General features: G+C 68.4%; 13 protein-coding genes. 9 read left to right on the top strand and 4 right to left on the bottom strand.

Going from position 1 to position 23,696, the window contains the following annotated elements:
• Nucleotides 1-87: 87 nt before the first annotated feature.
• The 4 genes from BTO32_RS05645 to arcC are packed head-to-tail and all read left to right on the top strand — an operon-like array spanning nt 88 to nt 4,731.
• The gene (locus tag BTO32_RS05645; RefSeq protein ID WP_076723529.1) at nt 88-1,542 is read left to right on the top strand and encodes a YfcC family protein; all 1,455 of its coding nucleotides are present in this window, start codon (nt 88-90) and stop codon (nt 1,540-1,542) included.
• Between the two features lie 22 nt (nt 1,543-1,564).
• Entirely contained in the window at nt 1,565-2,797 is a 1,233-nt protein-coding gene (locus BTO32_RS05650) for an arginine deiminase (RefSeq protein WP_076723531.1), read from the top strand.
• A gap of 18 nt (nt 2,798-2,815) precedes the next feature.
• The gene (gene argF, locus BTO32_RS05655) at nt 2,816-3,817 is read left to right on the top strand and encodes an ornithine carbamoyltransferase (protein ID WP_076723534.1); all 1,002 of its coding nucleotides are present in this window, start codon (nt 2,816-2,818) and stop codon (nt 3,815-3,817) included.
• Between the two features lie 2 nt (nt 3,818-3,819).
• The gene (arcC, locus tag BTO32_RS05660) at nt 3,820-4,731 is read left to right on the top strand and encodes a carbamate kinase (RefSeq protein ID WP_076723536.1); all 912 of its coding nucleotides are present in this window, start codon (nt 3,820-3,822) and stop codon (nt 4,729-4,731) included.
• A 7-nt stretch (nt 4,732-4,738) separates the two neighbouring features.
• Here the strand turns inward: arcC and BTO32_RS05665 are convergent, their stop codons facing one another.
• Complete coding sequence (locus tag BTO32_RS05665; protein WP_076723539.1) at nt 4,739-7,069, bottom strand: putative bifunctional diguanylate cyclase/phosphodiesterase; 2,331 nt, start codon at nt 7,067-7,069, stop codon at nt 4,739-4,741.
• Nucleotides 7,070-7,325: 256 nt separating this feature from the next.
• Here BTO32_RS05665 and BTO32_RS05670 point away from each other — a divergent pair, with 256 nt between their 5' ends.
• Nucleotides 7,326-8,576: an NAD(P)/FAD-dependent oxidoreductase gene (locus tag BTO32_RS05670; protein ID WP_076723541.1), complete on the top strand. Its 1,251-nt coding sequence runs from the start codon at nt 7,326-7,328 to the stop codon at nt 8,574-8,576.
• A gap of 9 nt (nt 8,577-8,585) precedes the next feature.
• Here BTO32_RS05670 and BTO32_RS05675 read toward each other — a convergent pair whose 3' ends face one another.
• From BTO32_RS05675 to BTO32_RS05685, 3 genes are all read right to left on the bottom strand, one after another.
• On the bottom strand, nt 8,586-8,978 hold the full coding sequence (locus BTO32_RS05675) for a globin (protein ID WP_076723543.1): 393 nt from the start codon (nt 8,976-8,978) through the stop codon (nt 8,586-8,588).
• A 102-nt stretch (nt 8,979-9,080) separates the two neighbouring features.
• Nucleotides 9,081-11,342: an ATP-dependent DNA helicase gene (locus BTO32_RS05680; RefSeq protein WP_076723545.1), complete on the bottom strand. Its 2,262-nt coding sequence runs from the start codon at nt 11,340-11,342 to the stop codon at nt 9,081-9,083.
• The gene (locus BTO32_RS05685; protein ID WP_076723548.1) at nt 11,339-13,054 is read right to left on the bottom strand and encodes a VRR-NUC domain-containing protein; all 1,716 of its coding nucleotides are present in this window, start codon (nt 13,052-13,054) and stop codon (nt 11,339-11,341) included. The genes BTO32_RS05680 and BTO32_RS05685 overlap by 4 nt, the downstream gene beginning before the upstream one ends.
• A 182-nt stretch (nt 13,055-13,236) precedes the next feature.
• Between BTO32_RS05685 and recC the strand changes: the two genes are divergently transcribed.
• The 4 genes from recC to BTO32_RS05705 all read left to right on the top strand — a co-directional run bounded on the left by recC (nt 13,237) and on the right by BTO32_RS05705 (nt 23,633).
• The gene (gene recC, locus BTO32_RS05690; RefSeq protein ID WP_076723550.1) at nt 13,237-16,824 is read left to right on the top strand and encodes an exodeoxyribonuclease V subunit gamma; all 3,588 of its coding nucleotides are present in this window, start codon (nt 13,237-13,239) and stop codon (nt 16,822-16,824) included.
• A complete protein-coding gene (recB, locus tag BTO32_RS05695) occupies nt 16,821-20,531 on the top strand; it encodes an exodeoxyribonuclease V subunit beta (protein ID WP_076723552.1) in 3,711 nt (1,236 codons plus the stop codon). Before recC ends, recB begins: the two co-directional genes overlap by 4 nt.
• On the top strand, nt 20,528-22,708 hold the full coding sequence (gene recD / locus BTO32_RS05700; RefSeq protein WP_076723555.1) for an exodeoxyribonuclease V subunit alpha: 2,181 nt from the start codon (nt 20,528-20,530) through the stop codon (nt 22,706-22,708). Before recB ends, recD begins: the two co-directional genes overlap by 4 nt.
• A 136-nt stretch (nt 22,709-22,844) precedes the next feature.
• Complete coding sequence (locus BTO32_RS05705) at nt 22,845-23,633, top strand: VC0807 family protein (RefSeq protein WP_076723557.1); 789 nt, start codon at nt 22,845-22,847, stop codon at nt 23,631-23,633.
• Nucleotides 23,634-23,696: the final 63 nt, after the last annotated feature.

The following is a 23,696-nucleotide window of genomic DNA, read 5'->3' on the forward strand; positions in this document are numbered from 1 at the left end:
AATACTAGTCTCAAAATCTTAAGAAAGCTAAACAATCGTCCCGCCAATGCGTCCTCGTTATTGGCAACCACGGCAAGGAGTCTCGGCATGATCCCGACCAACGAAACGGACCTTCCGGAGGAACACAAGGGGGATCTGGCCTCCCGTTTTCCCACCGCCTACACCATTCTGTTCGGCCTGATTGTCCTGATGGCGGCGCTGACCTGGGTGATTCCGGCGGGCCAGTACCAGCGGGAAACCAACGAAAGCGTCGGCCGCGAGGTGGCCATTCCCGGCACCTACCAGGAGACCGAAGCCAACCCCCAGGGGTTCACCGACATCCTGCTGGCGCCGGTGGCGGGCTTCTATGATCCGGACAGTTACTTGGCCAATGCCATCGACGTGGCCCTGTTCGTGCTCTTCCTGGGCGGCTTTCTGGGGGTCACCAACGCCACCGGCGCCATCGACACCGGCATCAAGACCGCCATGCGGCACATGGCCGGCCGGGAAATCTGGATGATTCCGATCCTGATGGCACTGTTCGCCGTCGGCGGCACCACCTACGGCATGGCGGAGGAGACCCTGGCGTTCTACGCCATCCTGATACCGGTGGTGATCTCCGCCGGCTACGACGCTGTCACCGGCGTCGCCATCATCCTGATCGGCGCGGGCATCGGCGTGCTGGGCTCCACCATCAACCCGTTCGCCACGGTCATCGCCTCCAACGCCGCCAGCATTCCCTTCACCGACGGTCTGGTGGCCCGCTTCGTGCTGCTGATCGGCGGCCTGGTGATCTGCGCCGCCTACGTGATGCGCTACGCCCGCCGGGTCAAGGCCGATCCGGAACGTTCGGTGGTGGCGCGGCAACGGGAGGCCCACCGCCGGATCTTCCTGCAGGGTCACGAAGCGGAGTTCGCGGACGCCCGCCTGAGCACCACCCAGAAGCTGGTGCTGGTGGTGTTCGGCCTGACTTTCGTGATCATGATCTGGGGCGTGTCGTCCCAGGGCTGGTGGATGGCGCGCATGAGCGCCCTGTTCCTGGGTGCCGCCATCGTCATTGGGCTGCTGGCCCGCCTGGGCGAGAAGGCACTGACCGGCCGCTTCGTCGACGGCGCCCGGGACCTGCTGGGCGTGGCGCTGGTGGTGGGTCTGGCCCGGGGCATCGTGGTGATCATGGAGCAGGGCCTGATCGCCGACACCATTCTGCACGGGGCGGAACAGTCGGTTGGTGGCCTGTCCAACCTGCTGTTCATCAACCTGGTGTTCTGGATCGAGGTGGGCATGAGCTTTTTCGTGCCGTCGTCGTCCGGCCTGGCGGTACTGTCCATGCCCATCCTCGCGCCCCTGGCGGATTTCGCCGGGGTCGGGCGGGAACTGGTGGTCACCGCCTATCAGTCGGCCAACGGCCTGGTCAATCTGATCAACCCCACCTTCGCGGTGGTGGTGGGCGGACTCGCCATCGGCCGGGTGTCCTACGATCGCTGGCTGGCCTTCATCTGGCCGCTGCTGGTCATCCTGACCCTGTTCATTTCCCTGGTCCTCTGCCTCTCGGCGCTGCTCTGACCCAAACCTAGGAGATCCCGACATGACCACCACGCCCACCCTTGGCGTCCATTCCGAAACCGGCACCCTGCGGCAGGTGATCGTCGCCCGTCCCGGCCTGGCCCATCGCCGGCTCACCCCCTCCAACTGCGCTGAGCTGCTGTTCGACGACGTGTTCTGGGTCAAGCAGGCCCAGAAGGACCACGCGGTATTCACGCAGCTGATGCGCGAGCGGGGCGTCGAAGTGCTGGATGTGAACGATCTGCTGGCGGACACTCTGGACCTCGCCGACGCCCGGCGCTGGGTGCTCGACCACCGGATCAACCACGACCACGTCGGCATGGGCATGCTGGCGGACCTGCGCGCCTGGCTGGACGAGCTGCCCGGCCGGCAGCTGGCGGAGTACCTGATGGGCGGCCTGCGGGTGTCGGACCTGCCGTTTGCCCCCACCGGCCTGTTCGGCAATCACCTCGGGCCGCTGGGATTCGTGCTGCCGCCGCTGCCCAACTTCCTGTTCACCCGGGACAACAGCGCCTGGATCTACGGCGGCGTCACCCTTAACCCGATGCACTGGCCGGCGCGCAAGCCGGAAACCCTGCTGATGACCGCCATCTACCGTTTTCATCCCCGGTTCGCCGGCCACGTCCGGGAGCACTGGGGCGATCCCCTGAAAGACCACGGCCTGGCCACCCTGGAGGGCGGCGACGTGATGCCGGTGGGCCAGGGCACGGTCCTGGTGGGCATGGGCGAGCGCTCCTCGCCCCAAGGCGTGGGCCAGCTGGCCCGGGCCCTGTTCGAGAGCGGCGACGCCGAGCGGGTGATCGCCTGCCAGATTCCGAAGGCGAGGGCCTCCATGCACCTGGACACCGTCTTCACTTTCTGCGGCGGCAACGTCGTCACCACCTTCAAGGAAGTGGCCGACGAGATCGTCTGCTACGACCTGTACCCGAGCCAGGACCAACAGCCGTTCCGCTTCCATCAGGACTCCCGGCACCTGTTCGAGGTGGTTGCCGAAGTCCTCGGCTACCCCAGCCTGGAGGTGGTGCCCACCGGCGGTGACGATCCGGCCGAACGGGAGCGGGAGCAGTGGAACGACGGCAACAACGTGCTGGCACTCAGCCCCGGCGTGGTGGTCGGCTACGACCGCAACGACGACACCAACGCCGCCCTGAGCGCCGTCGGCATCGAGGTGCTGGCCATGCCGGGGGCGGAACTGGGCCGTGGCCGCGGCGGCGGCCGCTGTATGAGCTGCCCAACCATCCGAGACCCGGCCTGATGGCCAAGGAGACCTGTCATGGCGTTCAACCTGAAAAACCGGCACTTCCTGACCCTGCGCGACTTCTCGCCCCGGGAAATCGAGTTCCTGCTGAAACTGGCGGCCGACCTCAAGGCCGCCAAGTACGCCGGCACCGAGGTGCCGACACTCGCTGGCAAGGACATTGCCCTGATCTTCGAAAAGAACTCCACCCGGACCCGGGTCGGCTTCGAAGTGGCGGCCTACGACCAGGGCGCCCGGGTCACCTACCTGGGCCCCACCGGTACCCACATCGGACACAAGGAATCGGTGCGTGACACCGCCCGGGTGCTGGGTCGCATCTACGATGCCATCGAATACCGCGGCTTCGGCCAGGCCGTGGTGGAGGAGCTGGCGGCACACGCTGGCGTGCCGGTGTTCAACGGCCTTACCGATGAATTCCACCCGACCCAGATCCTGGCGGATTTCCTGACCATGCGCGAGCACGTCGAAAAACCCCTGCGTCAGGTCGCCTTTGCCTTCCTGGGCGACGCCGGCAACAACATGGGGGACAGCCTGATGCTCGGCGCCGCCAAGATGGGCATGGACGTGCGCCTGTGCGCGCCCCGGGCCTGCTGGCCAGACCCGGACCTCGTCGCGGCGGCGGAGGCGGTGGCCGACCAGACCGGCGCGAGGATCACCCTGACCGAGGACATCGACGAGGCGGTGCGGCAGGTGGACTTCGTCTACACCGACGTGTGGCTGTCCATGGGCGAGCCCAAGGACAAATGGCAGGAGCGCATCGACCTGCTGCTGCCCTACCAGGTCAACGCCGGGGTGATGGCCCGGACCGGCAACCCCAGAGCCCGCTTCATGCACTGCCTGCCCGCCTTCCACAACACCGAGACCCGCGTCGGCCAGGACATCCAGGCGCAGTTCGGCCTGAGTGCGATGGAGGTGACCGAGGAGGTGTTTGAAAGCGACGCCTCGATCGTCTTCGACCAGGCGGAAAACCGCATGCACACCATCAAGGCGGTGCTGGTCGCCACCCTCGGAGGCTGACCATGCTGATCGTCGCCGCCCTGGGCGGAAACGCCATGCTGCAACGGGGAGAGGCGCTGACCGAAGACAACCAGCGCCGCAACATCCGCAGGGCCGCCAAACCCCTGGCGGACCTGGTCCGGGCCGGACACCGGCTGGTGGTGACCCACGGCAACGGCCCCCAGGTCGGCCTGCTGGCCCTGCAGGGCATCGCCTACAAACCCGACGAGCTGTTTTCCCTGGATGTCTTGGGTGCCGAGTCCGAGGGCATGATCGGCTATATGATCGAGCAGGAACTGGAAAACGAGCTGGCGCACCAGGTGCCGGTGGCCACCCTGCTGACCCAGGTGATCGTCGATGCCCGGGATCCCGCGTTCCGGAATCCGACCAAATTCATCGGCCCGGTCTACGACTACGAGGAAGCCCGCACTCGGGCCGACCACCTGGGCTGGCAGATTGCCCGGGACGGCGACCACTGGCGCCGGGTCGTACCCTCGCCCCGGCCGGCGGAGATCCCGGACCTGAACATCATCCGCTTCCTGATCGAACGGGGCGCCATCGCCATCTGCGCCGGCGGAGGTGGCATTCCGGTGATCCGCCGCCCGGACGGCAGCCTGACCGGCGTTGAGGCGGTGATCGACAAGGACGCGGTCAGCGCCCGGCTGGCCATCGAACTGGGCGCCGACCGGCTGCTGCTGCTGACCGACGTGGACGGCGTCTACCGGGACTTCGGTACCGACCACGCCACCCGGCTGAGTCACCTGACCCTGGCCGAGGCCGAGGGCATCGACGCGCCGGCCGGCTCCATGGGACCCAAGCTGCAGGCGGCCCGGGACTTCGCCGCTCGGGGCGGGGACGCGGTGATCGGGCGCCTGGACGATGCCCTCAACCTGGTGGCGGGCCGGGCCGGCACCCGGATTCACCGGCCGGCCTGAACGCCGCTCAGGTCGCCGTCTCGGCCCGGCCGAACTGGGCCAGGAACGCCGGCACCTCGGCCGCCGGCATGGGGCGGCTGAAATGATAGCCCTGGGCAATATCGCAGCCGGCCACCGTCAGGTGAACCACCTGCTCCCGGGTTTCCACCCCCTCCGCCACCACGCTCAGGTTCATGCGCTTGGCCAGGATGATGGTGGAGGACACGATCGGACTGTCGTCATGACGGTTGCAGATCTTCGCCACCAGGCTGCGGTCGATCTTCAGCTTGCTGACCGGCACCGCCTCCAAATGGGCCAGCCCGGAATAGCCGGTGCCGAAGTCGTCCAGGCTCAGACTCATGCCGGCGGCCCGCAACGCCTCCAGATGGGCCAGGGCGGTGCTGTCCAGTATCGAGGTTTCGGTAATTTCCAGATCGAACCGGTCCGGCCCGACACCGTGCTGCGCCAGAATCGCCAGCACCCGCTCGCTGAAATCCGGTTGCGCCAGCTGCACCGGCGAGGCATTGACCGCCACCACCTGCGGCGGCAGTCCCTGCTCGCGCCAAGCCACGATCTGCTCACAGGCCAGCCGCACCACCTCCAGCCCCAGGGGCACGATAAACCCGGTAGACTCCGCCAGCGGCACGAAACGGTCCGGATACACCAGCCCGAAGCGGGGATGCTGCCAGCGCACCAACGCCTCGAAACCACACACCTGCAGGCTGTCCAGCGCCACCTGGGGCTGGAAATGGAGCACGAACTCCCGGTTGTGCAGGGCCTCCGAGAACGACTGCTCCAGGTGAAACTGCTCCACGTCCCGCAGGTTGAGGGACTGGTCGAAAAACCGGTACTGCCCGCGCCCCGCTTTTTTCGCCGAATACATGGCGGCGTCGGCACAGCGGATGAGTTCATCCAGGGCCTGGCCGTCCCGGGGCGCGATGGCGATGCCGATGCTGGGGCTGTTCTTCAGTTCGGTGCCGTCCAGCTCGTAGGGCGATGACAGGCGTCGGGCCAGTTCCCGGGCCCAGTCCTCGATGTCCCGCTCCCGCCGTTCCCCCGCCAACAGCACCACGAATTCATCGCCGCCGAAGCGGGCCGCCAGGTCTTCCGTGCCAAGCAGTCGCTGGATCCGGCCCGCCACCGCCTGCAAGAGCAAGTCTCCCACCTGATGGCCGAGACTGTCGTTGATCGACTTGAACCGGTCCAGGTCGATGAACATCAGCGCCGCCAGCCGCCGCGCCCGCCGTTGCTGCTCCAGCCGCGCGCCGGCTTCTTCCAGGAACTGGCGCCGATTGAGCAGGCCGCTGAGGTGGTCGATGGCCGCAATCCGACGGCTGCGAGCGTGCTCGGATTCCAGGCGTTCGATCAGCTGCTGGTTGCGCGCCTCGGAGGCCTGCAGGGCATCGAGTACCGTCTGCTGGCGCTGCAGGGCGCGGATCAGCCACAGGGTGACGGCGGTTACCACCAGGGTCATCAGCAAGGTCAGCGCCAGCTGGTTGTAGCAGGTCCGAGTCTGGCTGGCGAGAATGGCCCGGTGCGGTTGTGCCAGCGTGACCGTGAAGCCGTTGGCCGCGCGCGTCACGTACACGTACTGGTAACGCTCGCCGTCCGCCGTCTCGAACGTCCGGTCACCACTGCTGACCCGCCGCTCCAGGTCTGGCCGGACCCGGGGCGTATCGATGTCCGCGGCCATCACGCCGCTGCTGTCGGCGCGCATCCATTCGTGGCCGTCCGGACCCAGGATCTGGACAAAGGCCCCCTCGCCAATGACCACATGCTGCAGCAGGCCCGCCAGATAGCCAATGTCCAGCTCCAGCAGAATCAGCTGTTCCAGCTGCTCGGTGCCCGGGCGCGCGACCGGAACCAGGAACGGCAAGCGCCAGCCCGGCAGGCCCACCGGCGCCGACTCGTCGTACCGCGGCAACAACGGCGTGGCACCGAAGCGTTCGCCGTGCTGCCGGGCCTGCGCCAGCCACGGCCCCAGCTGCGGCCGGGCGGAGTGGCGGTGGGAGGAATAACGCAGCTCGCCCCCGGTGTCGTAGACGCTCAGCCGGTTGAACACCGGGTCCTCTGCCAGCAGGCTCAGCAGGCGGTCATCACGGTTCAGGGCCTCGGGATCGGGGTATTCGGTCGCGATGACGCGGGCCATGGCACTGGCCCGGTCGGTCATCTGTTTCAGGCTTTCGGAGACCACCAGCGCCAGGTTGATATGCTGGGAACGGCTCGCCGCCAGGGCTTCCGAACGGGCCGTGACGGACTGGTAGATGAACAGCGCCCAGGTCGACAGCACCGTGATCACCCCCAGCGCCAGCATGGTGACCTGGACAGAGCTCAGTGACGAGGCATGTGGGTTCTGCATTCGGCCGTTATTCCGGAATTCGATGGTGATTCGGCAACTGCGTCGACCATCCGCTGGCAACGACCAGGGGCCAGACACCGCCCGGGCTCCAGGCCCGCCGATGTCCGATCCGGCGACACGGTACCGGCTGGCTGTGGCATTTCCATGACAGCGTCGCTAAATTACAAATCGATATAACGATATTCTTATTTGTTTGGTAGGATGGACCTCCAAGGCCCGTTCCGATCCGCCAACAACGACAAAAGAGGTCCAAGGCATGAATTCGAACGCCGCTACCCCCAAGAAGCACACCGTGGTTATCGTCGGCGGGGGCGCCGCCGGCATCTCCGTGGCCGCCAGCCTGCACCGGCGGGACCACAGTCTGGACCTGGCCGTGATCGAACCGGCCTCGGTGCATCACTATCAGCCGGGCTGGACCCTGGTCGGCGGCGGCGTGTTCCGGGAAGAGATCACCGCCCGTCCCATGTCGACGGTGATGCCGGACTTCGTGCAATGGTACCAGCAGGCCGTGCAGGCGCTGGACCCGGACCAGCACCGGGTGCAGCTGTCGGACGGTCGCTGGCTTGCCTATGACATTCTGGTGCTGGCGCCGGGGCTGGAACTGAACTGGGGCGCCATCGATGGCCTGGAGGCGACGCTGGGGCAGAACGGCGTCACGTCCAACTACCAGCAGGGCCTGGCCCGTTACACCTGGGACCTGGTGCAGCAGCTGCGACAAGGCCGGGCCCTGTTCAGCCAGCCGCCAATGCCGATCAAGTGCGCGGGCGCGCCGCAGAAGGCCATGTACCTGTCCTGCGATCACTGGCGGCGGCAGGGGGTGCTGGGCAACATCGACGTGCAGTTCCACAACGCCGGCGCCGTGCTGTTCGGCGTGGCCGCCTACGTGCCGGCGCTGGAAGCCTATGTGCGGCGCTACGGCATCGATCTCAACTTTCAAAGCAACCTGGTGGCAGTGAACGGTCCGGCCCGCACCGCCACCTTCCGGCACACCGACGCCGAGGGCAACAGCCAGGACCGGGAGGTGACCTTCGACCTGCTGCACGCGGTCCCGCCGCAACGGGCTCCCGCCTTCATCCGCACATCCACCCTGGCCAACGGCGACGGCTGGCTGGACCTGGAAGACGACACCCTGCGCCACCGCCGCTACGCCAATGTGTTCGGGCTGGGGGATGTCAGCGGTACCGGCAACGCCAAGACCGCCGCGGCGGTCCGCAAGCAGGCGCCGGTGGTGGCGGAAAACCTGATCGCCACCCTGCGCAACCAGCCGCTGCGGGCCGCCTACCTGGGCTACGGCTCCTGCCCGCTGACCGTGGAACGGGGCCGCATCGTACTGGCGGAATTCGGTTATGGCGGCACCCTGCAGCCCACCTTCCCGAAGTGGATCAACGACGGCACCCAGGCAACCCGGGCCGCCTGGTGGCTGAAAGCCAAGCAGCTGCCGACCCTCTACTGGCACGGCATGCTGAAGGGCCATGAGTGGCTGGCCCGGCCGGCCCGCCGGGGCTGAGCCTGCCGGTCAGTAGGCGTCCCGGATCAGGTTGATGCCCGGCATCAGCACCTCGCGCCAGGCCGCGCCCAGCTCCGGGGTGTAGTCCGGATCGTGGGCGCGCACGGTTTTCACCAGGGCGTCCAGCCACAGTGCGTACCACTCCGGTCGGATGTTGTAGCGCCGACGACTGTGGCTTTCCCCCAGTGCCCGGAGCTTGCGATCCGACATGCCCCGGGCGTACAGGATCAGCTGCATGACGCCATGCCTCAGCAGATGGCGCTGGGCCGCCATGTCGGTATCCCGAAACAGCGCGCGAATGTCGTCCGAACTGGCCATGAAATGGTGGTAGAAATCCTCGAAGAAGGCCTCCTTGCGGCAGCAGCGGCCATAGCTCTGGAACACCAGATCCGTGTTGTTCATGGGCGGTGAATGTCCTTTGGCAGGGAAAGCTTGTCATTAAGGGCCAGGCATTCTAGCGCCCCCGCCCGACAAAACCACTACCGCGTGTAACCGGAGGCCGCCCTAGGCGCCCGGCGCCGGGGTGGAAAACCACCACTGGGGCAGCAGGCTGCGCACCTCCGGCCGGGTGAAGCGGTCGTCAATCAGCCAGATCACGCCCCGGTCCCGGGGCGTGCGGATCACCCGTCCCGCCGCCTGCGCCACCTTCTGCAGGCCGGGAATCCGGTAGGCGTAGTCGTGACCGGCGCCAAAACGACGCTCCAGGCGCTGGCGCAGCTGTTCGTGCCAGGCGTCGAAGGGGGGCAGTCCCAGCGTCGCCACGAAGGCCCCGATCAGCTGCTCCCCGGGCAGGTCGATGCCCTCACCGAAGATGCCGCCCAGCACCGCGAAGGCGACGCCGGCGCCGGGTTCTCGGAAGGGCGCCAGAAATGCCGCCCGCCCGGCTTCGGTCAGGCCGGGGGTCTGGCGCCGCTGGGGGACTTCCGGCCAGTGCTCGGCCAGGGTATCGGCCACGGCGGTCAGGTAATCAAAGCTGCTGAAGAAGGCGAGGTAATGCCCCGGGCGTTCCCGGAACTGCCGGGCAATCAGGTCGGCGATGGGACGCAGAGACTGCGCCCGGTCCGGTTTCCGGGTGCTGATGTTGGGGGTGAAGCACAGCCGTAACTGGTCGGCAGAGAAGGGACTGGGCAGGCGGGTGAAGGCGGTATCCGCCGGCAGCCCGAGCAGGTCGCGATGGTACACCCCCGGGGTCAGGGTGGCGGAAAACAGCAACACCGAGTGAGCGGCGGCGAAGCGCTCCCGCAGAAAGTCCGCCGGCACCAGGTTGTGCAGTGTCAACGTCGCCTGACCGCGTCCGGGCCGATGGTACTCACACAGGGAGTGATCGCCGAAGCGTTCCGCCAGTTTCAGGAAGGCCACACTGTCGAACAGCAGCTCCTGCAGGGGTCGGTCCGGCGGCTGCTCCGCCAGATAATCGCCGAGCGCCGAGACCAACAGCTGCAGGCCGGCCACCAGGGCCCGGGGCGGACCCGGCTCCAGAAACACCGGGTGCTGCGCCGGCTCGCTCCGGGCCAGGGCCTGCCAGGCTCGCGCCACCCGGGCCAGAGGGCCCCGCAGTGGGGGCGGCGCCGTTCGCCGCACCCGCAGCAGGCGCTGCTGGCTCAGGCGGACCGAGTACATGCCCCGGGCACGGTCCACCAGATTGTGAGCTTCATCCACCAGCACCGTAGCCTGCCACTGGTTCTGCAACACCAGGGCATGCAGCAGGGCGGACTGGTCGAACATCCGGTTCACGTCCGCCACCACCAGATCGCACCAGCGGGCCATTTCCTGGGCCAGGAAGTAGGGACACACCGCGTGCTCGGCGGCGATACGGGCGAGCCGATCCCGACTCAGAACTCCGGCCTCGACCGCCGCCTGGCGCGCCGCCGGCAGCCGGTCAAAAAAGCCCCGGGCCAGTGGGCAGGCATCGCCGTGGCAAGCCTTGTCCGGGTGCTCGCAGGCATCGTCCCGGGCCACCAGTTCCAGCACCCGCAGGGACCAGGCCGCCGACGCCGGCTGCGCCCGGCGGAGCCGCGCCACCGCATCCAGAACCAGGGCCCGGGCGGTGTTGCGGCAGGTCAGATAGAACACCCGGTCCTGACCGCCCCGGGCCAGGGCCATTAGGGCCGGGAACAGCGTACCCAGGGTTTTGCCCAGACCGGTGGGGGCTTCCAGCAGCAAGCGACCGCCGCTCCGGGCGTTTCGGTAGACCGTCTCGGCCAGCGGGCGCTGGTGCGGCCGGAACGCCGGGAACGGAAACTGCAGCCCGGCCAGGCAAGCGTCCCGGCGCGCCCGGTGCGCCACCTCCTGCTCGGCCCAGTCACGGTAGCGCCGGCACAGGTCTTCCAGCGCTTGCCACAGGTCGTCGGCGCCGGCGGTTTCCGTCAACCGGGTTTCCCGGTCCCGCCCCAGGTCGTAATACACCAGCGCCAGCTCCACCGAGGCTCGCCCCAGCTGGCGGCAGAGCAGGGCGCCGTAGGCCCGCAACTGGGCCCAGTGCAGCGCCCGCTGCGCCGGTCGCAGGCGCGCCAGATCCCCCCGGTGCGTCTTGATCTCCTCCAGCCGGCCGGCCTCCGGATCGTACCCGTCGGCACGCCCGGACAACTTGATGCCCATGCACTCACCAGTCAGCACGTATTCACTGACATAGCGACCGCTCCGGCGCTGCTGGAGTGTCCGGTGGCCGGCGATGCCCTGTTCGGCGGTGGGCGCCGGGGTGTACCGGATGTCCAGATCGCCGGTGCGCGCAGCAAATTCGCACAGGGTACGCACCGCCACTTTCACGGCGCGGACTCCGGCGCGTGCCAGCGCAGATAGCAGACGCTGGCCGGAATGCCCTGATGGGCAAAATAGACGAGCCAACGCCGCTGGTGGTCCTGCAGCCGGTCCCCCGGCCCCTTTACCTCGATCAGTTCGTAGCGTGACCCCGACCTGTCCGCCGGCCGGAACCGAATCAGGTCGGGAAAGCCGCTGCGATGGCCGCGCACGTCCTGCAGCAGGCGCCGGAACATGGCCTCCAGGTGGCCGGCGGGAATGCACGCCAGAGCCCGTTCCAGCAGGGGCCGGGACAGCTCGGACCAAGCCACGAACGGGTTGGCCAGCCCGTATTTGGCATCCCAGGTGTCAAGGATGTCGGTCCGGTAGTCGTCCGTACGCAGCCGGGCCAGGCAGGTGGCGAACCCGGCCTGGCGGCGAGCCACGAAATCCGGCCAGGCCAGGTCGGCCGGAGCGGCGTGGAAGGGATGAAAGAAAGCGCCGGGCAGGGGCTCGAACACCGCCGGCCAGCACAGCAGGCCAAACAGGCCCGGAATCAGGCAGTTTTCCACATAGGCCACCGGGGCATCGTCCCGGTGCAGATGCCGGGCCACCGCCGCCTCCACCGGACCGGTGGGGCCCGGCAGGTTCAGGGTCCACTCCCGGATCGTCGGTCGGGGCGCGGGTGGGGGCGCGGGCAGATTCAGCTTGCGCGCCAAGCGCCGGCGCAACCGGGCCAACCCTTCCGCCTCGGCTTCACCCTGGCCGGAAGGATCATCGCCGGCGTCCGACTCGGGCAGGGTGGCCAGCAACCGCCAGGCATCCTCGATCCGGCCGTCGCGCTCCAGCAGGCGCAGGCGCTTCAGGTGCGCCTCGGGATGGCCGGAGGCGGCATAGGCTCTCAGTGCCAGGTCCCTGTCGCCGCCCCGGTCCGCCAGCCGGCCCAGTTCCAGCAGCAGCCGGTCCCGGCGCCGGTCCAGCCAGGGGTTGCCCGAGGCCTCCGGTACCTGCGGCCAGACCGCCCCGGGCTCGACGCCGGCGTCCAGTTGCTCGCGGCACTGGTGCAGTACCAGGTAACGGTCCACGTGGTCCCGGCACTGGAAGGCACGGGACGCCGGTGTGAACGGCACCCGCTCATACTGCTGATGGCCCAGCTCCACCAGCACGAAATCGGCCCAGCCCTGGCGCAGGTTGCCGAAGAACATCAACCGGACCCGCTCAAACAGGGCCATGTCGGTCAGTTGCACCACCGGCCCGGGCAGCGCTCCCGGCCACCGTTTCAGGGGGTTCGGCACGCTCATCTCCGGGCTCAGCCGTGCCTGCAGCTCCCGTTTGGGCAGGGATCGGGGCAGGCCGAGGCTCGCCAGCAGCGGGGCGAACGCCTGGCGCAGCTCCGCCAGGGTATAGAGCCGGAACAGGTCGGCCAGGGCCAGCTCCGGGTCGGTCCGCAGCCAGCCACCGTCGGCCAGGCAGGCCAGGGCGTCGGCCACCGGCAGCTCGGGGTAGGCCAGCTTGTCGGCGCGGAACAGCTCGCCGGTGCGCATCACCAACCGGGTCAGCAACGCCCGGGCCGGCTCCGGCAGCACCCGGAAGGCATCCAGACGCCGCCGTTCGGCCGGGGTCAACAGATCACCGTGGTGGGCCAGGACCCAGCCCACCACTGTCTCCATGTTTTCCAAGTAGTACAGCGGGTTGGCGAGGTCGGCGCCGCGCGGTGCCAGGGTATCGGAAGCGGTGGCCATGGGTAGATCGAATGGGGTCTCGGCACGGGTCTGGACAGGGTGTGGCTCCTCACTGTACGACGATGCCGGCCATCGCTCAAATCCGTGCCGGGCATCCGCATCGGCGGCAAATTGCGTTACCCTTTACCCTGCGGGGGTCCCGCGAGCCAGCAACCCAGTCCGATGTGCCGATCAGGAAGCCCATGCCCGACAGCCACAGCCTGCAACCCGGATTCCACGCCATTCACGCCAATCACCTGGAAGACCTGCGCCGGGCGGTGGTGTTTCTGTGCCGCCAGAGCCCCCTGCCACCGCTGGAAAGCGAAACCTTTCTGGTACAGAGCAACGGCATCGCTCAGTGGCTGAAGCTGGCGCTGGCGGAAAAACGTCAGGACCCGGGCATCGACGGCGGGCTGGGCATCGCCGCCGGTGTCGAGTTCCTGTTTCCGGCCCGTTTCATCTGGCAGGCCTACCGGGCGGTGCTGCCGGACGGCGAGGTGCCGGAGCAGTCGCCGTTCGACAAGCCGCGCCTGGTCTGGCGCCTGTACCGGCTGCTGCCGGAGGTGGTGCACAGCGACGACGCCTACCAGCCCCTGGCCCGGTTTCTGGACGGCCATGATCCGGCCCAACGCACCTTCCAGCTGGCCGAAAAGGTGGCCGACCTGTTCGACCAGTACCAGGTGTTCCGCGCCGACTGGTTGAGCGCCTGGGAGCAGGGCCGGGACCTGCTGCTGACCGCCCGGGACGGCGAACAGCCGCTGGATCCGGACACCCGCTGGCAGCCGCTGCTGTGGCGTCGGCTGGTGGCGGACGTGGGGGCGCAGGCCGGCACCAGCCGCTCGCGTATCCACACCCGGTTCCTGACCGAGGGCCGGCAACGGGCCGCACCCGCCAACCCGGCCCGGCTGCCCCGGCGCATCGTGGTGTTTGGCGTGTCCTCGCTGCCCCGGCAGGCGCTGGAGGCACTGCACGTGCTCAGCCGCTTCAGCCAAGTGGTGCTGTGCGTGCACAACCCCTGCCAGTACTACTGGGCCGACATCGTCAGCGACCGGGATCTGCTCAGGGCCCAGCGCCGTCGGGGCCGGCCGCACCCGACCCTCGCCGCCGTCACCGATCCGGAACAGTTGCACCAGCACGCCAATCCGCTGCTGGCGGCCTGGGGCAAGCAGGGCCGGGACTACATTCGACTGCTGGACGAGTTCGATGAACCGGACGCCTACCGCGGCCGGCTCGACACCCCCGACCACAAGATCGACATTTTTTCCGACCACGGTGATCCGGCCTCGCCCAGGCTACTGCACCAGATCCAGAACGATATCCACAACCTGACGCCACTCCGGGAGGCCCGCGAGCAACAACGGCCGCTGGATCTGGCGGAGGATCACTCCATCGCTTTTCATGAAGCCCACAGCCCACAGCGGGAGGTGGAAATCCTGCACGACCAGCTGCTGGCGGCCTTCAACGCCGATCCCAGCCTGCGACCGCGAGACGTGATGGTGATGGTGCCGGACATCAACACCTACGCACCGCACATCCAGGCGGTGTTCGGCCGTTACCCCGCCGGTCATCGCCGCCATATTCCCTTCACCCTGTCCGACCAGGGCCAGCGCCACCACGAGCCGGTGCTGATCGCCCTCGAAACCCTACTGTCCCTGCCCCGCAGCCGCTTTGGTGCCAGCGAGATCCTGAGCCTGCTGGAAGTGCCCAGCCTGCGCGCCCGGTTCGGGCTGGACGAGGCGGACCTGCCACTGATCCGCCGCTGGGTGGAGGGTGCCAACATCCGCTGGGGCCTGCACGCCCGCCAGCGCCACAGCCTGGACCTGCCCGAGGGGCTGGAACGCAACACCTGGCAGGCCGGGCTGCGGGCCATGCTGCTGGGCTACAGCCTGGGCGAGGCAGAGCCCTGGGCCGGCGTCGAGCCTTACCCCGAGGTGGCCGGCCTGCAAGCCAGCCTAGCCGGCCAGCTGGCCGAGTTCGTCCAGCAGCTGGAGCAGCTGTGGCAGGCACTGCAGACGCCCCGCACCCCGGAGGCCTGGGGCCGCCTGCTCGCCGACCTGCTGGAGCGCTTCTTCGGCCCAGTCAGCGGCGCCGACCTGTTGCGACTGAACCGGTTCCGTCGGCAGCTGGAGCACTGGCTGGACGATACCCGCGCCGCCGGCCTGGACCAGCCGCTGCCGCTGGCCATCGTCCGGGACGTGCTGTTGTCCGGCCTGGACGAGGCCGGCCTGAACCAGCGATTCCTGGCGGGTAAGGTCAACTTCGCCACCCTGATGCCGATGCGCGCCATTCCATTCCGGCGAATCTGCCTGTTGGGCATGAACGACGGTGACTACCCCCGTTCGCGGCCACCGGTGGACTTCGACCTGATGGCCCGGGATTATCGCCCCGGCGACCGCTCCCGCCGTGAGGACGACCGCTACCTGTTCCTGGAAGCCCTGTTGTCGGCGCGGGAACAGCTGTACATCAGCTGGGTCGGTCGCAGCATCCGCGACGATTCCGAACGACCGCCCTCGGTACTGGTGGCGCAGCTCCGGGACTATCTGGACAGCCTCTGGCAGGTCCCCGGCCAGCCGGACCTGAGCGCCAGCCAAGCCCTGACCACCCGACACCCTCTGCAGCCGTTCAGCCGGGCCTATTTTCCCTCGGACAACGCCCGCCCAGACCAACCCGACCAGCCCCGGCCCGTGGCCGAGGTGGTGCGCGACCGGCGTCTGTTCACCTTCGAGAAGGAATGGCGCGAGGCTCATAGCCCCGGCCAGCCCGCCGGCGAACGGGAAGCGCTGCCGTACCGGGCGCCAGAGGAGCCTCTGCGGAGCGCCGACCTGGGCCAGTTCCTGAAACAGCCCATGGCAACCTTCTACCAACACCGCCTGCAGGTCCGGTTCGAAACGGTCGAGGAGGAGGACACCGACACCGAATCCTTCGACCTCAGCGGTCTGGATCGCTGGCGCCTGGATCAGGAACTGATCCGCGACGCCGTGCTCAAGGCCGGCTCCGAAGATGAGCTGGCGCAGCGCACCCGGGCCGTGCTCGACCGCATGGCCCGCCGCGGCGAGCTGGGCATGGGCCTGACCGAGCAGCACCTGCGCACGGAACTGTCGGCCCGACTGCCGGACCTGTATCAACGCTATCGGCGCGCCCTCAATGACTGGCCTGACGCGCTGCCCGAGCCCCTGCCGTTCGACTACCGGTACCAGGGGCCCGACGGCACGGTGACGGTGACGGACCTGATCGACTCGGTGCGCCGCGACCGCGACGGCCGGTACTGCCGACTGGTGCTGGCCCAGTCCAGCCTGCTGGCCGGTGCCGGCAACCAGCGCCGGCTGCGCTACGGCAACCTGATGCGGGACTGGGTGCTGCACCTGGCCGGCCAGCTCACCGACACCCCCTTCCAGACCCGCATCCTTGCCAAGGAAGCCGGCCGTGAGGTGCACCTGCCCAGCCTGGCGCCGGACCTCGCCCGGCACTGCCTGGACCGCCTCCTGACCCACTGGATCGCTGCCACCACCCGGCCGCTGCCACTGCACTGCGAAGCGGCCTTTGCCTGGATCTACAGCTACTACCAGAGCCGCGACTACCGCCAGGACCGGGCCCGCGCCGACGACCAGGCCCGTCAAGCGTATGAGCAAGCGCTGGCGCGCGACACCGGCTACCTCCGCGGCAGCTACGACAGTGCCGAGGCCCTGCTGGACGGCGAAGCGTTCGTCACCCTGCTGCACCAGCTGTACCTGCCGCTGTGGCAGGCCGAGCAGGGCCAGCCGCTGACCAACCCGATGGAGACCCCGGCATGAGCGACACCCCCGCTGCGGGCCTCGACCCGCTGGCGCTGCCACTGCATGGCAGCCAACTGATCGAGGCCAGCGCCGGCACCGGCAAAACCTTCACCATCGCCCTGCTGTACGTGCGCCTGGTGCTCGGCCACGGCCAGCCTGACGGCAGCCCGCTGGCGGCGGGTCTGCTGCCTCCGAACCTGCTGGTGGTGACCTTCACCGAAGCGGCGACCCAGGAACTGCGCGAACGCATCCGCGCTCGACTGACCCAGGCCGCCGAGGTGTTCTCCGACAGCGCCCCCGCGCCAACGCCGGACACCGAGCTGTTGGTGCGGCTGCGCGACCAGGGCTATCCCGACCGCAGCCAGTGGCCGGAGTGCCGCCGCAAACTGCTGCTGGCCGCCGAATGGATGGACGAAGCCGCCGTGGCCACCATTCACGGCTGGTGCCACCGCATGCTCGGCGAACACGCCTTCGACAGTGGCAGCCTGTTTCGGCTGACCCTGGAAACCGACCAGAGCGAACTGCTGGACGACGTGGTGCGCGATTACTGGCGCACCTTCTTCTACCCGCTGCCGGCGACGCTGATGGACGAAGCCCTGAACCACTGGCACACCCCGGCGGATCTGCGCGCCTCGCTGCGACCGCTGCTGTCCGAGGCCGCTGACTGGCCGCTGCCGGAACGGGACGTGGCCGCCGCCCTCGACGCCCTGGTGACACAGCGCCAGCAACAGGCCCAGGCGCTGAAACAGCAGCCCTGGACCCGGTGGCGGGAGGACGTGGCCGAGCTGCTCAACCGGCTGCACCGGGACAAGCGGCTGCACGGAGCCAGCCGCAACGCCATGCTCAAGACCTGGGACGCGCTGCTGGCCTGGGCTGACGACGCCGAAGCCCTGCTGCCGGCCAACCTCGACCGGGCCAAAGGATTCCATAACCAGACACCGGCCGGCCTGGCCGACGTGCTCAAGGGGGAGGGCGAGGTGCCGGGACACCCGGCGTTCGACACCATCGCCGAGCTGATCGCCTTCGGCCAGAGCAACGCCAGCGCCCGCGCCGATATCCTGCGCCACGCCGCCGCCTGGGTCGCCCGGCGCCTGGAGACGGAAAAACAGCAGCGCTCGGAAATGGGCTTCGACGACCTGCTCACACGTCTGGACGCCGCCCTGCAGGGCCCCCGCGGCCCCCAACTGGCTGCCACGCTGCGGCGCCAGTTCCCGGTGGCCCTGATCGACGAATTCCAGGACACCGACCCGGTCCAGTACCGCATCTTCGACCGCATCTACCGGGTCGCGGACAATCATCCGGATACCGGCCTGCTGATGATCGGCGACCCGAAACAGGCCATCTACGCCTTTCGCGGTGCCGACATCTACACCTACCTGAGCGCGCGCCGCAGCGCCGGCGACCGCACCCACACCCTGGGTCGCAACTTCCGCTCGGCCCGCGCCATGGTGGCGGCGGTAAACCGGGTGTTCGCGCACGCTGACCAACAGCGCCCGGACGGCGCGTTCCTGTTCGGCCGGGGCGACCAGTCACCGCTGCCATTCCAGCCGGTAACCGCCGAAGGCACCCGGCACCAGTGGCAGGTGGACGAGCAGCCCCAACCCAGCCTGACCTTTTGGACCCTGGACCCGGACCCTGACACCGGCCGGGGCCTGGCCAAAGGCCGCAGCACCGAGCAGCTCGCCGAAGCCTGCGCCGGCGAGATCACCCGCCTGCTGACCCTGGGCCAGCAGGGCAGGGCGGGGTTCCGCCCGGCCGACGACGGCCCGTTGCAACCGTTGCAGCCCCAGGACATCGCCGTTCTCGTCAACAACCGCGGCGAGGCCGCCGCGGTGCGGGAAGCCCTGGCACGCCGGCGGGTAAAAAGTGTCTACCTGTCCGACCGGGACTCGGTGCTGCGCTCGCCGGAAGCCACGGAAATCCTCACCTGGCTGCGCGCCTTTGCGGAGCCACGCCAGCTGGCCCTGGTGCGCGCCGCCTTGGCCACGCCCACCCTGGCGCTGGACTGGGCAGCGCTGGACCGGCTGCTTACCGACGAACTGGCCCTGGAACGGGAAATCGAACGCTTCCAGGGCTACCAGCAGCAATGGCAGACCCAGGGCGTGCTGCCAGTGCTGCGCAGCTTCTTGATGGACTTTGACGTACCTGCTCGCCTGCTGCAACGCCCAGACGGTGAGCGAAGACTCACAGACATCCTGCACATCGCGGAGCTGTTGCAGCAGGACAGCCTACAACTGGACGGCGAACACGCCCTGGTGCACCACTTCACCCAGATCCTTCGCGCCGCCGACGAAGAGAACGAGCACCGCACCCTGCGGCTGGAAAGCGACGCGGGCCTGGTGAAGGTGATCACCGTGCATAAGTCCAAGGGCCTGGAGTACCCGCTGGTGTTCCTGCCGTTCGGTACCGCCTACCGGGCCGAAACCGAACGGCGGGCGTTCGTGCGCTACCATGACGACCAGGGCCGGCTGGTCACCGTGTTCGACCCGGAACCGGAGCATCTGGCCCGGGCCGACCGGGAACGCCTGGGCGAAGACATCCGCAAGCTGTACGTCGCCCTGACCCGGGCCCGCCACGCCACTTGGGTGGGCGCCGCCGCGCTCGATGGCTGGCCCCGCAGCGGCCTCGGCTACCTTCTGGCCGGTACCGACACCGGCGCCGACACACCGCCCATCACTCCCTACCTGCAGCCCCTGGCCGAAGCCGAGCCGGCCATCGCTGTGCGCCCCGTGCCAACACCGGACGGCGACAGCTACCACCCCCCGGGGGACCCGGGCCTGGGGCCGGCCCTGGAAGCTCAACGGGAAGCCCGGGAAGACTGGTGGATCGCCAGCTATTCCGCGCTCGAATACCAGGGCCTGAGCGGCGCCGGTGGCCCGTTCACCGCCGAAGCGGAAGATCCGCAAAGCCAGAACCTGGCGGAGGAGCCGGAGATCCCGGAGTTATCCACAGGACCGGCGACAACCCAGGCCCCCCAGCACGAATTCCCCCGGGGCGCCGGCCCGGGCACCTTCCTGCATGAAGTGCTGGAGTGGTGTGCCCGGAACGGTTTCGGCCCTCTTGTGGATAACTCCGAGCCGCTGCGGGACTACCTGCACCGGCGCTGTACCAGCCGGGGCTGGGAAGCCTGGGCCGAGCCACTGACCGAGTGGCTGCTGGCGTTGTTCCGGACGCCCCTGCCCTTGGACCGGGACGGTCACACCCGGATGCCACTGGCCGGACTGACCAGCGCCCGACCGGAACTGGAGTTCTGGTACGAGAGCTGCCAGGTCAGCACCTCGGCCCTGGACCGGCTGGTCCGGCGTCACACCTTGGGTGGCGCCGACCGGCCGGCACTGGAACAGCGCCAGCTCAACGGCATGCTCAAGGGATTCGTGGACCTGGTGTTCGAGCACCAGGGCCGCTACTACCTGCTGGACTACAAATCCAACCACCTGGGCGAGGACGACAGCGCCTACACCCCGCAGGCGCTCGGGCAGACGATACTCGACAAGCGCTACGACCTGCAGTATTGCCTGTACCTGCTGGCCCTGCACCGCCTGCTCAGGGCCCGGTTGCCGGACTACGACTACGACCGCCACCTGGGCGGCGCCGTGTACCTGTTCCTGCGCGGCTACCGGGCACCGACCGCCGGCACCTTCACCGACAAGCCCCCCCGTGAGCTGATCGAACAGCTGGACGGCCTGTTCGATGGCGAACCCCGGCATCAGGAGACCGCCGTATGAACCGGCACAGCCCGCCGACGCCCCAACTGGATCTCGACCTGCCACCGCCGGAACCGGGCGACGACAACGCCCTGGCCAGCCCCGAACACACCCTGGCGCTGCTGCGACGCTGGCGCGAGGCCGGCTGGCTGCGGCCCCTGGACCTGGCCTTTGCCGAACTGATCCGCAACCTCGCCGATGAACAGGGCGAAACCGTGCAGCCACTGGTGCTGATGCTCGCCGCGCTGGTGTCACACCAGGTGGGGCGCGGCCACGTCTGCCTCGACCTCGCAGGCCTCTGCACCCGGGCGGACGCCACCCTGGCCCTGCCGCCGGCGGAGGCGCCCGCACGCGCCGGCGACGACCGGCCACCGGCACCGGAACGCCTGTTCCGGCACCTGAGCCTGGCGGACTGTCAGCAGGCCCTGGCGGCCAGCCGCGCGGTCGGCGACGGCCACCGCACCACGCCTCTGGTGATGGCCGGCGAACGCCTGTACCTGTACCGCTTCTGGCGCTATGAACAAATCATCGCCGCCGGCATCCGGCAGCGACTGGCCCCGGTGTCCAGTGTGACCGACGGCCAGGGCCCGGCGGCCCGAACCCTGGCGAAGGCCCTGTCGGTGCTGTTTCCCGACCCGGGCAACCCGGACTACCAGAAAATCGCCTGCGCCCTGGCGGCCCGGCACCGGTTCGCGGTGATCACCGGCGGCCCCGGCACCGGCAAGACCACCACCGTGGTGAAGCTGCTGGCGGCGTTGCAGGCACTGGCGGGGGAGGACCCGGCCCGGGCCGGACGGAAATACCGCATCCGCCTGGCGGCACCGACCGGCAAGGCGGCCGCCCGGCTGAACGAATCCATTGGCGGCCGGGTACGGCAACTGCCGCTGGCGCACCTGCCCGGACAGGTGACTCTGGAAGACATTCCCACCCAGGTCACCACCGTGCACCGACTGCTCGGCAGCCGCCCGGACAGCCGCCGTTTCCACCACCACCGGGACCAGCCGCTGCCGGTGGACGTGCTGGTGATCGACGAAGCCTCCATGGTGGACGTGGATCTGATGGCCTCGGTGTTCGAGGCACTGCCACCGGAGGCGCACCTGATTCTGCTGGGCGACAAAGACCAGCTCGCCTCGGTGGACGCCGGCGCCGTGCTCGGCGAACTGTGCCTGCGTGCCCAGCACGGCCATTACCGGCCGGACACCCTGGCCTGGATTCAGGCAGTCACCGGCCAGACTCTGCCCGACACCCAGGCCGATCCCGGCGGCCGGCCTCTCGATCAGGCCGTGGCCATGCTGAGGCTCAGTCACCGCTTCGGCGCCGACAGCGGCATCGGTCGCCTGGCCGAGGCAGTCAACACCGGCCGGCTCGACGATCACCTGCTTCAGTCGTGCCATGACGGCCGCCTGGAGGATGTGATCTGGCTCAACGGCCCGGCCCCGGGGCCAGACCCCGACACCACCCTGGCCCTGATCTGCCGGCACGCCCTGGACGGCAGTCCAGGTGCCTTCCGTCACCAGGGCCAGGGTCGTCACGACCACCAGGGGCCGGTACCGCCGCCGGTGGGTTACCGCCACTACCTGTCCCTGATGCGTGCTGGCAGGCCGGAGACCGACAGCCCCCGGGAAGCCTGGGACGACTTGGCGCGCCGGGTGCTGGCCGCCTTCAACGACTTTCAGGTGCTGTGCGCTCTGCGCCAGGGCCCCTGGGGCGTGGACGGACTGAACCTGCGCATCGGTCAGCAGCTGAAGGCTGCGGGGCTGATCGACCGCGCCGAGGGCTGGTATGCCGGACGTCCGGTGCTGGTCACCGCCAACGACTACAACCTGGGGCTGATGAACGGCGACATCGGCATCACCTTTGAACTGCCCTGGGGCAGGGAAGGGGAGCCGGTGCTGCGGGTGGCGTTCCCCGCCGCCGACGGCAGCGACGGCATCCGCTGGATTTCTCCGAGCCGCTTGCAGCAGCTGGAGACCGTGTTCGCCATGACGGTACACAAATCCCAGGGCTCGGAGTTCAGCCACACCTGCCTGGTGTTGCCGGATCGCCTGAGCCCGGTACTGACCCGGGAGTTGGTCTACACCGGCATCACCCGGGCCCGTTACTGGTTCAGCCTGATCACCGGCGACGCCCGGGTGCTGCGCCAGGCGGTCACGCAACGGGTGCAGCGGGCCTCTGGCCTGTCCGACCTGCTGACCTGACCCAGGAATGACGACGACCTGGCGCACTGGCCCGAAGGCCAGACCGTCGTCGCCCGAGGGGGCGAATCGTCGTATACTGGTGACCGTCACCAACGTGTGAATATCTCAGATAATTTGATTTAAATCAGGGACTTAAATGAATACAAGCAAGACCGGAACGGTTCCCGACCACAAACCACGCCCCTGGATCGACCTGCTCGTCAGCATCGTGATCCCGTCCGTGATTCTGATGAAACTCAGCGGCAGCGACTCCCTGGGCAGCGTTTACGCGCTGGTGGTGGCCCTCGCCTTTCCCATTGGCTGGGGCCTGTTCGAGCTGGTGCGTTACCGCAAGAAGAACTTCATCGCGCTGCTGGGGCTGATCAGCGTCACCCTGACCGGTGGCATCGGTCTGCTGGAGCTGAACCCGCAGTGGCTTGCTGTAAAAGAGGCGGCCGTCCCCGCAATCATCGGCCTGGCGGTCCTGATCTCCACCCGCACCCGCTATCCTTTGGTCCGGACCCTGCTGTACAACCCGTCGGTACTGGATGTGGATAAAATCCACCACCGGCTGCTGGCCGAGGGCACCGTCGAAGTGTTCGAAGCGCGGCTGCAAAAAGCCAGCTACTACTTTGCCGGCACCTTCCTGTTTTCCTCCATCATGAACTACGTACTGGCCCGCTGGATCGTCACCAGCCCCGCCGGCACCGAAGCCTTCAACGAGGAGCTGGGCCGCATGACCCTGGTCAGCTATCCGATGATCGCCATTCCATCCATGGTCATGATGATGCTGATCTTCTGGTACCTATGGCGCAGCATCCGGCGCCTGACCGGATACACCCTGGAGGAGGTGATGGCGCCGCATCTGCTGGAGAAGGAATCCCCAAAGGCCCCGACGAGCGGAGAGGCCAGCGACCGGGGGGCGAAGGACTGGAACGAGTCCTAAATCCGGTTCATCGCCGAACCGGGTAAAAAAAAGCGGTGGAGGACCGGATGCCTCCACCGCTTT

It is taken from the genome of Marinobacter lutaoensis, assembly GCF_001981305.1.
Taxonomy (GTDB): Bacteria; Pseudomonadota; Gammaproteobacteria; order Pseudomonadales; family Oleiphilaceae; genus Marinobacter; species Marinobacter lutaoensis.

Coding starts and splice junctions, on each gene's coding strand:
- arcC (WP_076723536.1), top strand. CDS start 3,820: ATGCTGATCGTCGCCGCCCTGGGCGGAAACGCCATGCTGCAACGGGGA.
- BTO32_RS05670 (WP_076723541.1), top strand. CDS start 7,326: ATGAATTCGAACGCCGCTACCCCCAAGAAGCACACCGTGGTTATCGTC.
- BTO32_RS05665 (WP_076723539.1), bottom strand. CDS start 7,069: ATGCAGAACCCACATGCCTCGTCACTGAGCTCTGTCCAGGTCACCATG.
- recC (WP_076723550.1), top strand. CDS start 13,237: ATGCCCGACAGCCACAGCCTGCAACCCGGATTCCACGCCATTCACGCC.
- BTO32_RS05705 (WP_076723557.1), top strand. CDS start 22,845: ATGAATACAAGCAAGACCGGAACGGTTCCCGACCACAAACCACGCCCC.
- BTO32_RS05645 (WP_076723529.1), top strand. CDS start 88: ATGATCCCGACCAACGAAACGGACCTTCCGGAGGAACACAAGGGGGAT.
- BTO32_RS05675 (WP_076723543.1), bottom strand. CDS start 8,978: ATGAACAACACGGATCTGGTGTTCCAGAGCTATGGCCGCTGCTGCCGC.
- recD (WP_076723555.1), top strand. CDS start 20,528: ATGAACCGGCACAGCCCGCCGACGCCCCAACTGGATCTCGACCTGCCA.
- BTO32_RS05650 (WP_076723531.1), top strand. CDS start 1,565: ATGACCACCACGCCCACCCTTGGCGTCCATTCCGAAACCGGCACCCTG.
- recB (WP_076723552.1), top strand. CDS start 16,821: ATGAGCGACACCCCCGCTGCGGGCCTCGACCCGCTGGCGCTGCCACTG.
- argF (WP_076723534.1), top strand. CDS start 2,816: ATGGCGTTCAACCTGAAAAACCGGCACTTCCTGACCCTGCGCGACTTC.
- BTO32_RS05685 (WP_076723548.1), bottom strand. CDS start 13,054: ATGGCCACCGCTTCCGATACCCTGGCACCGCGCGGCGCCGACCTCGCC.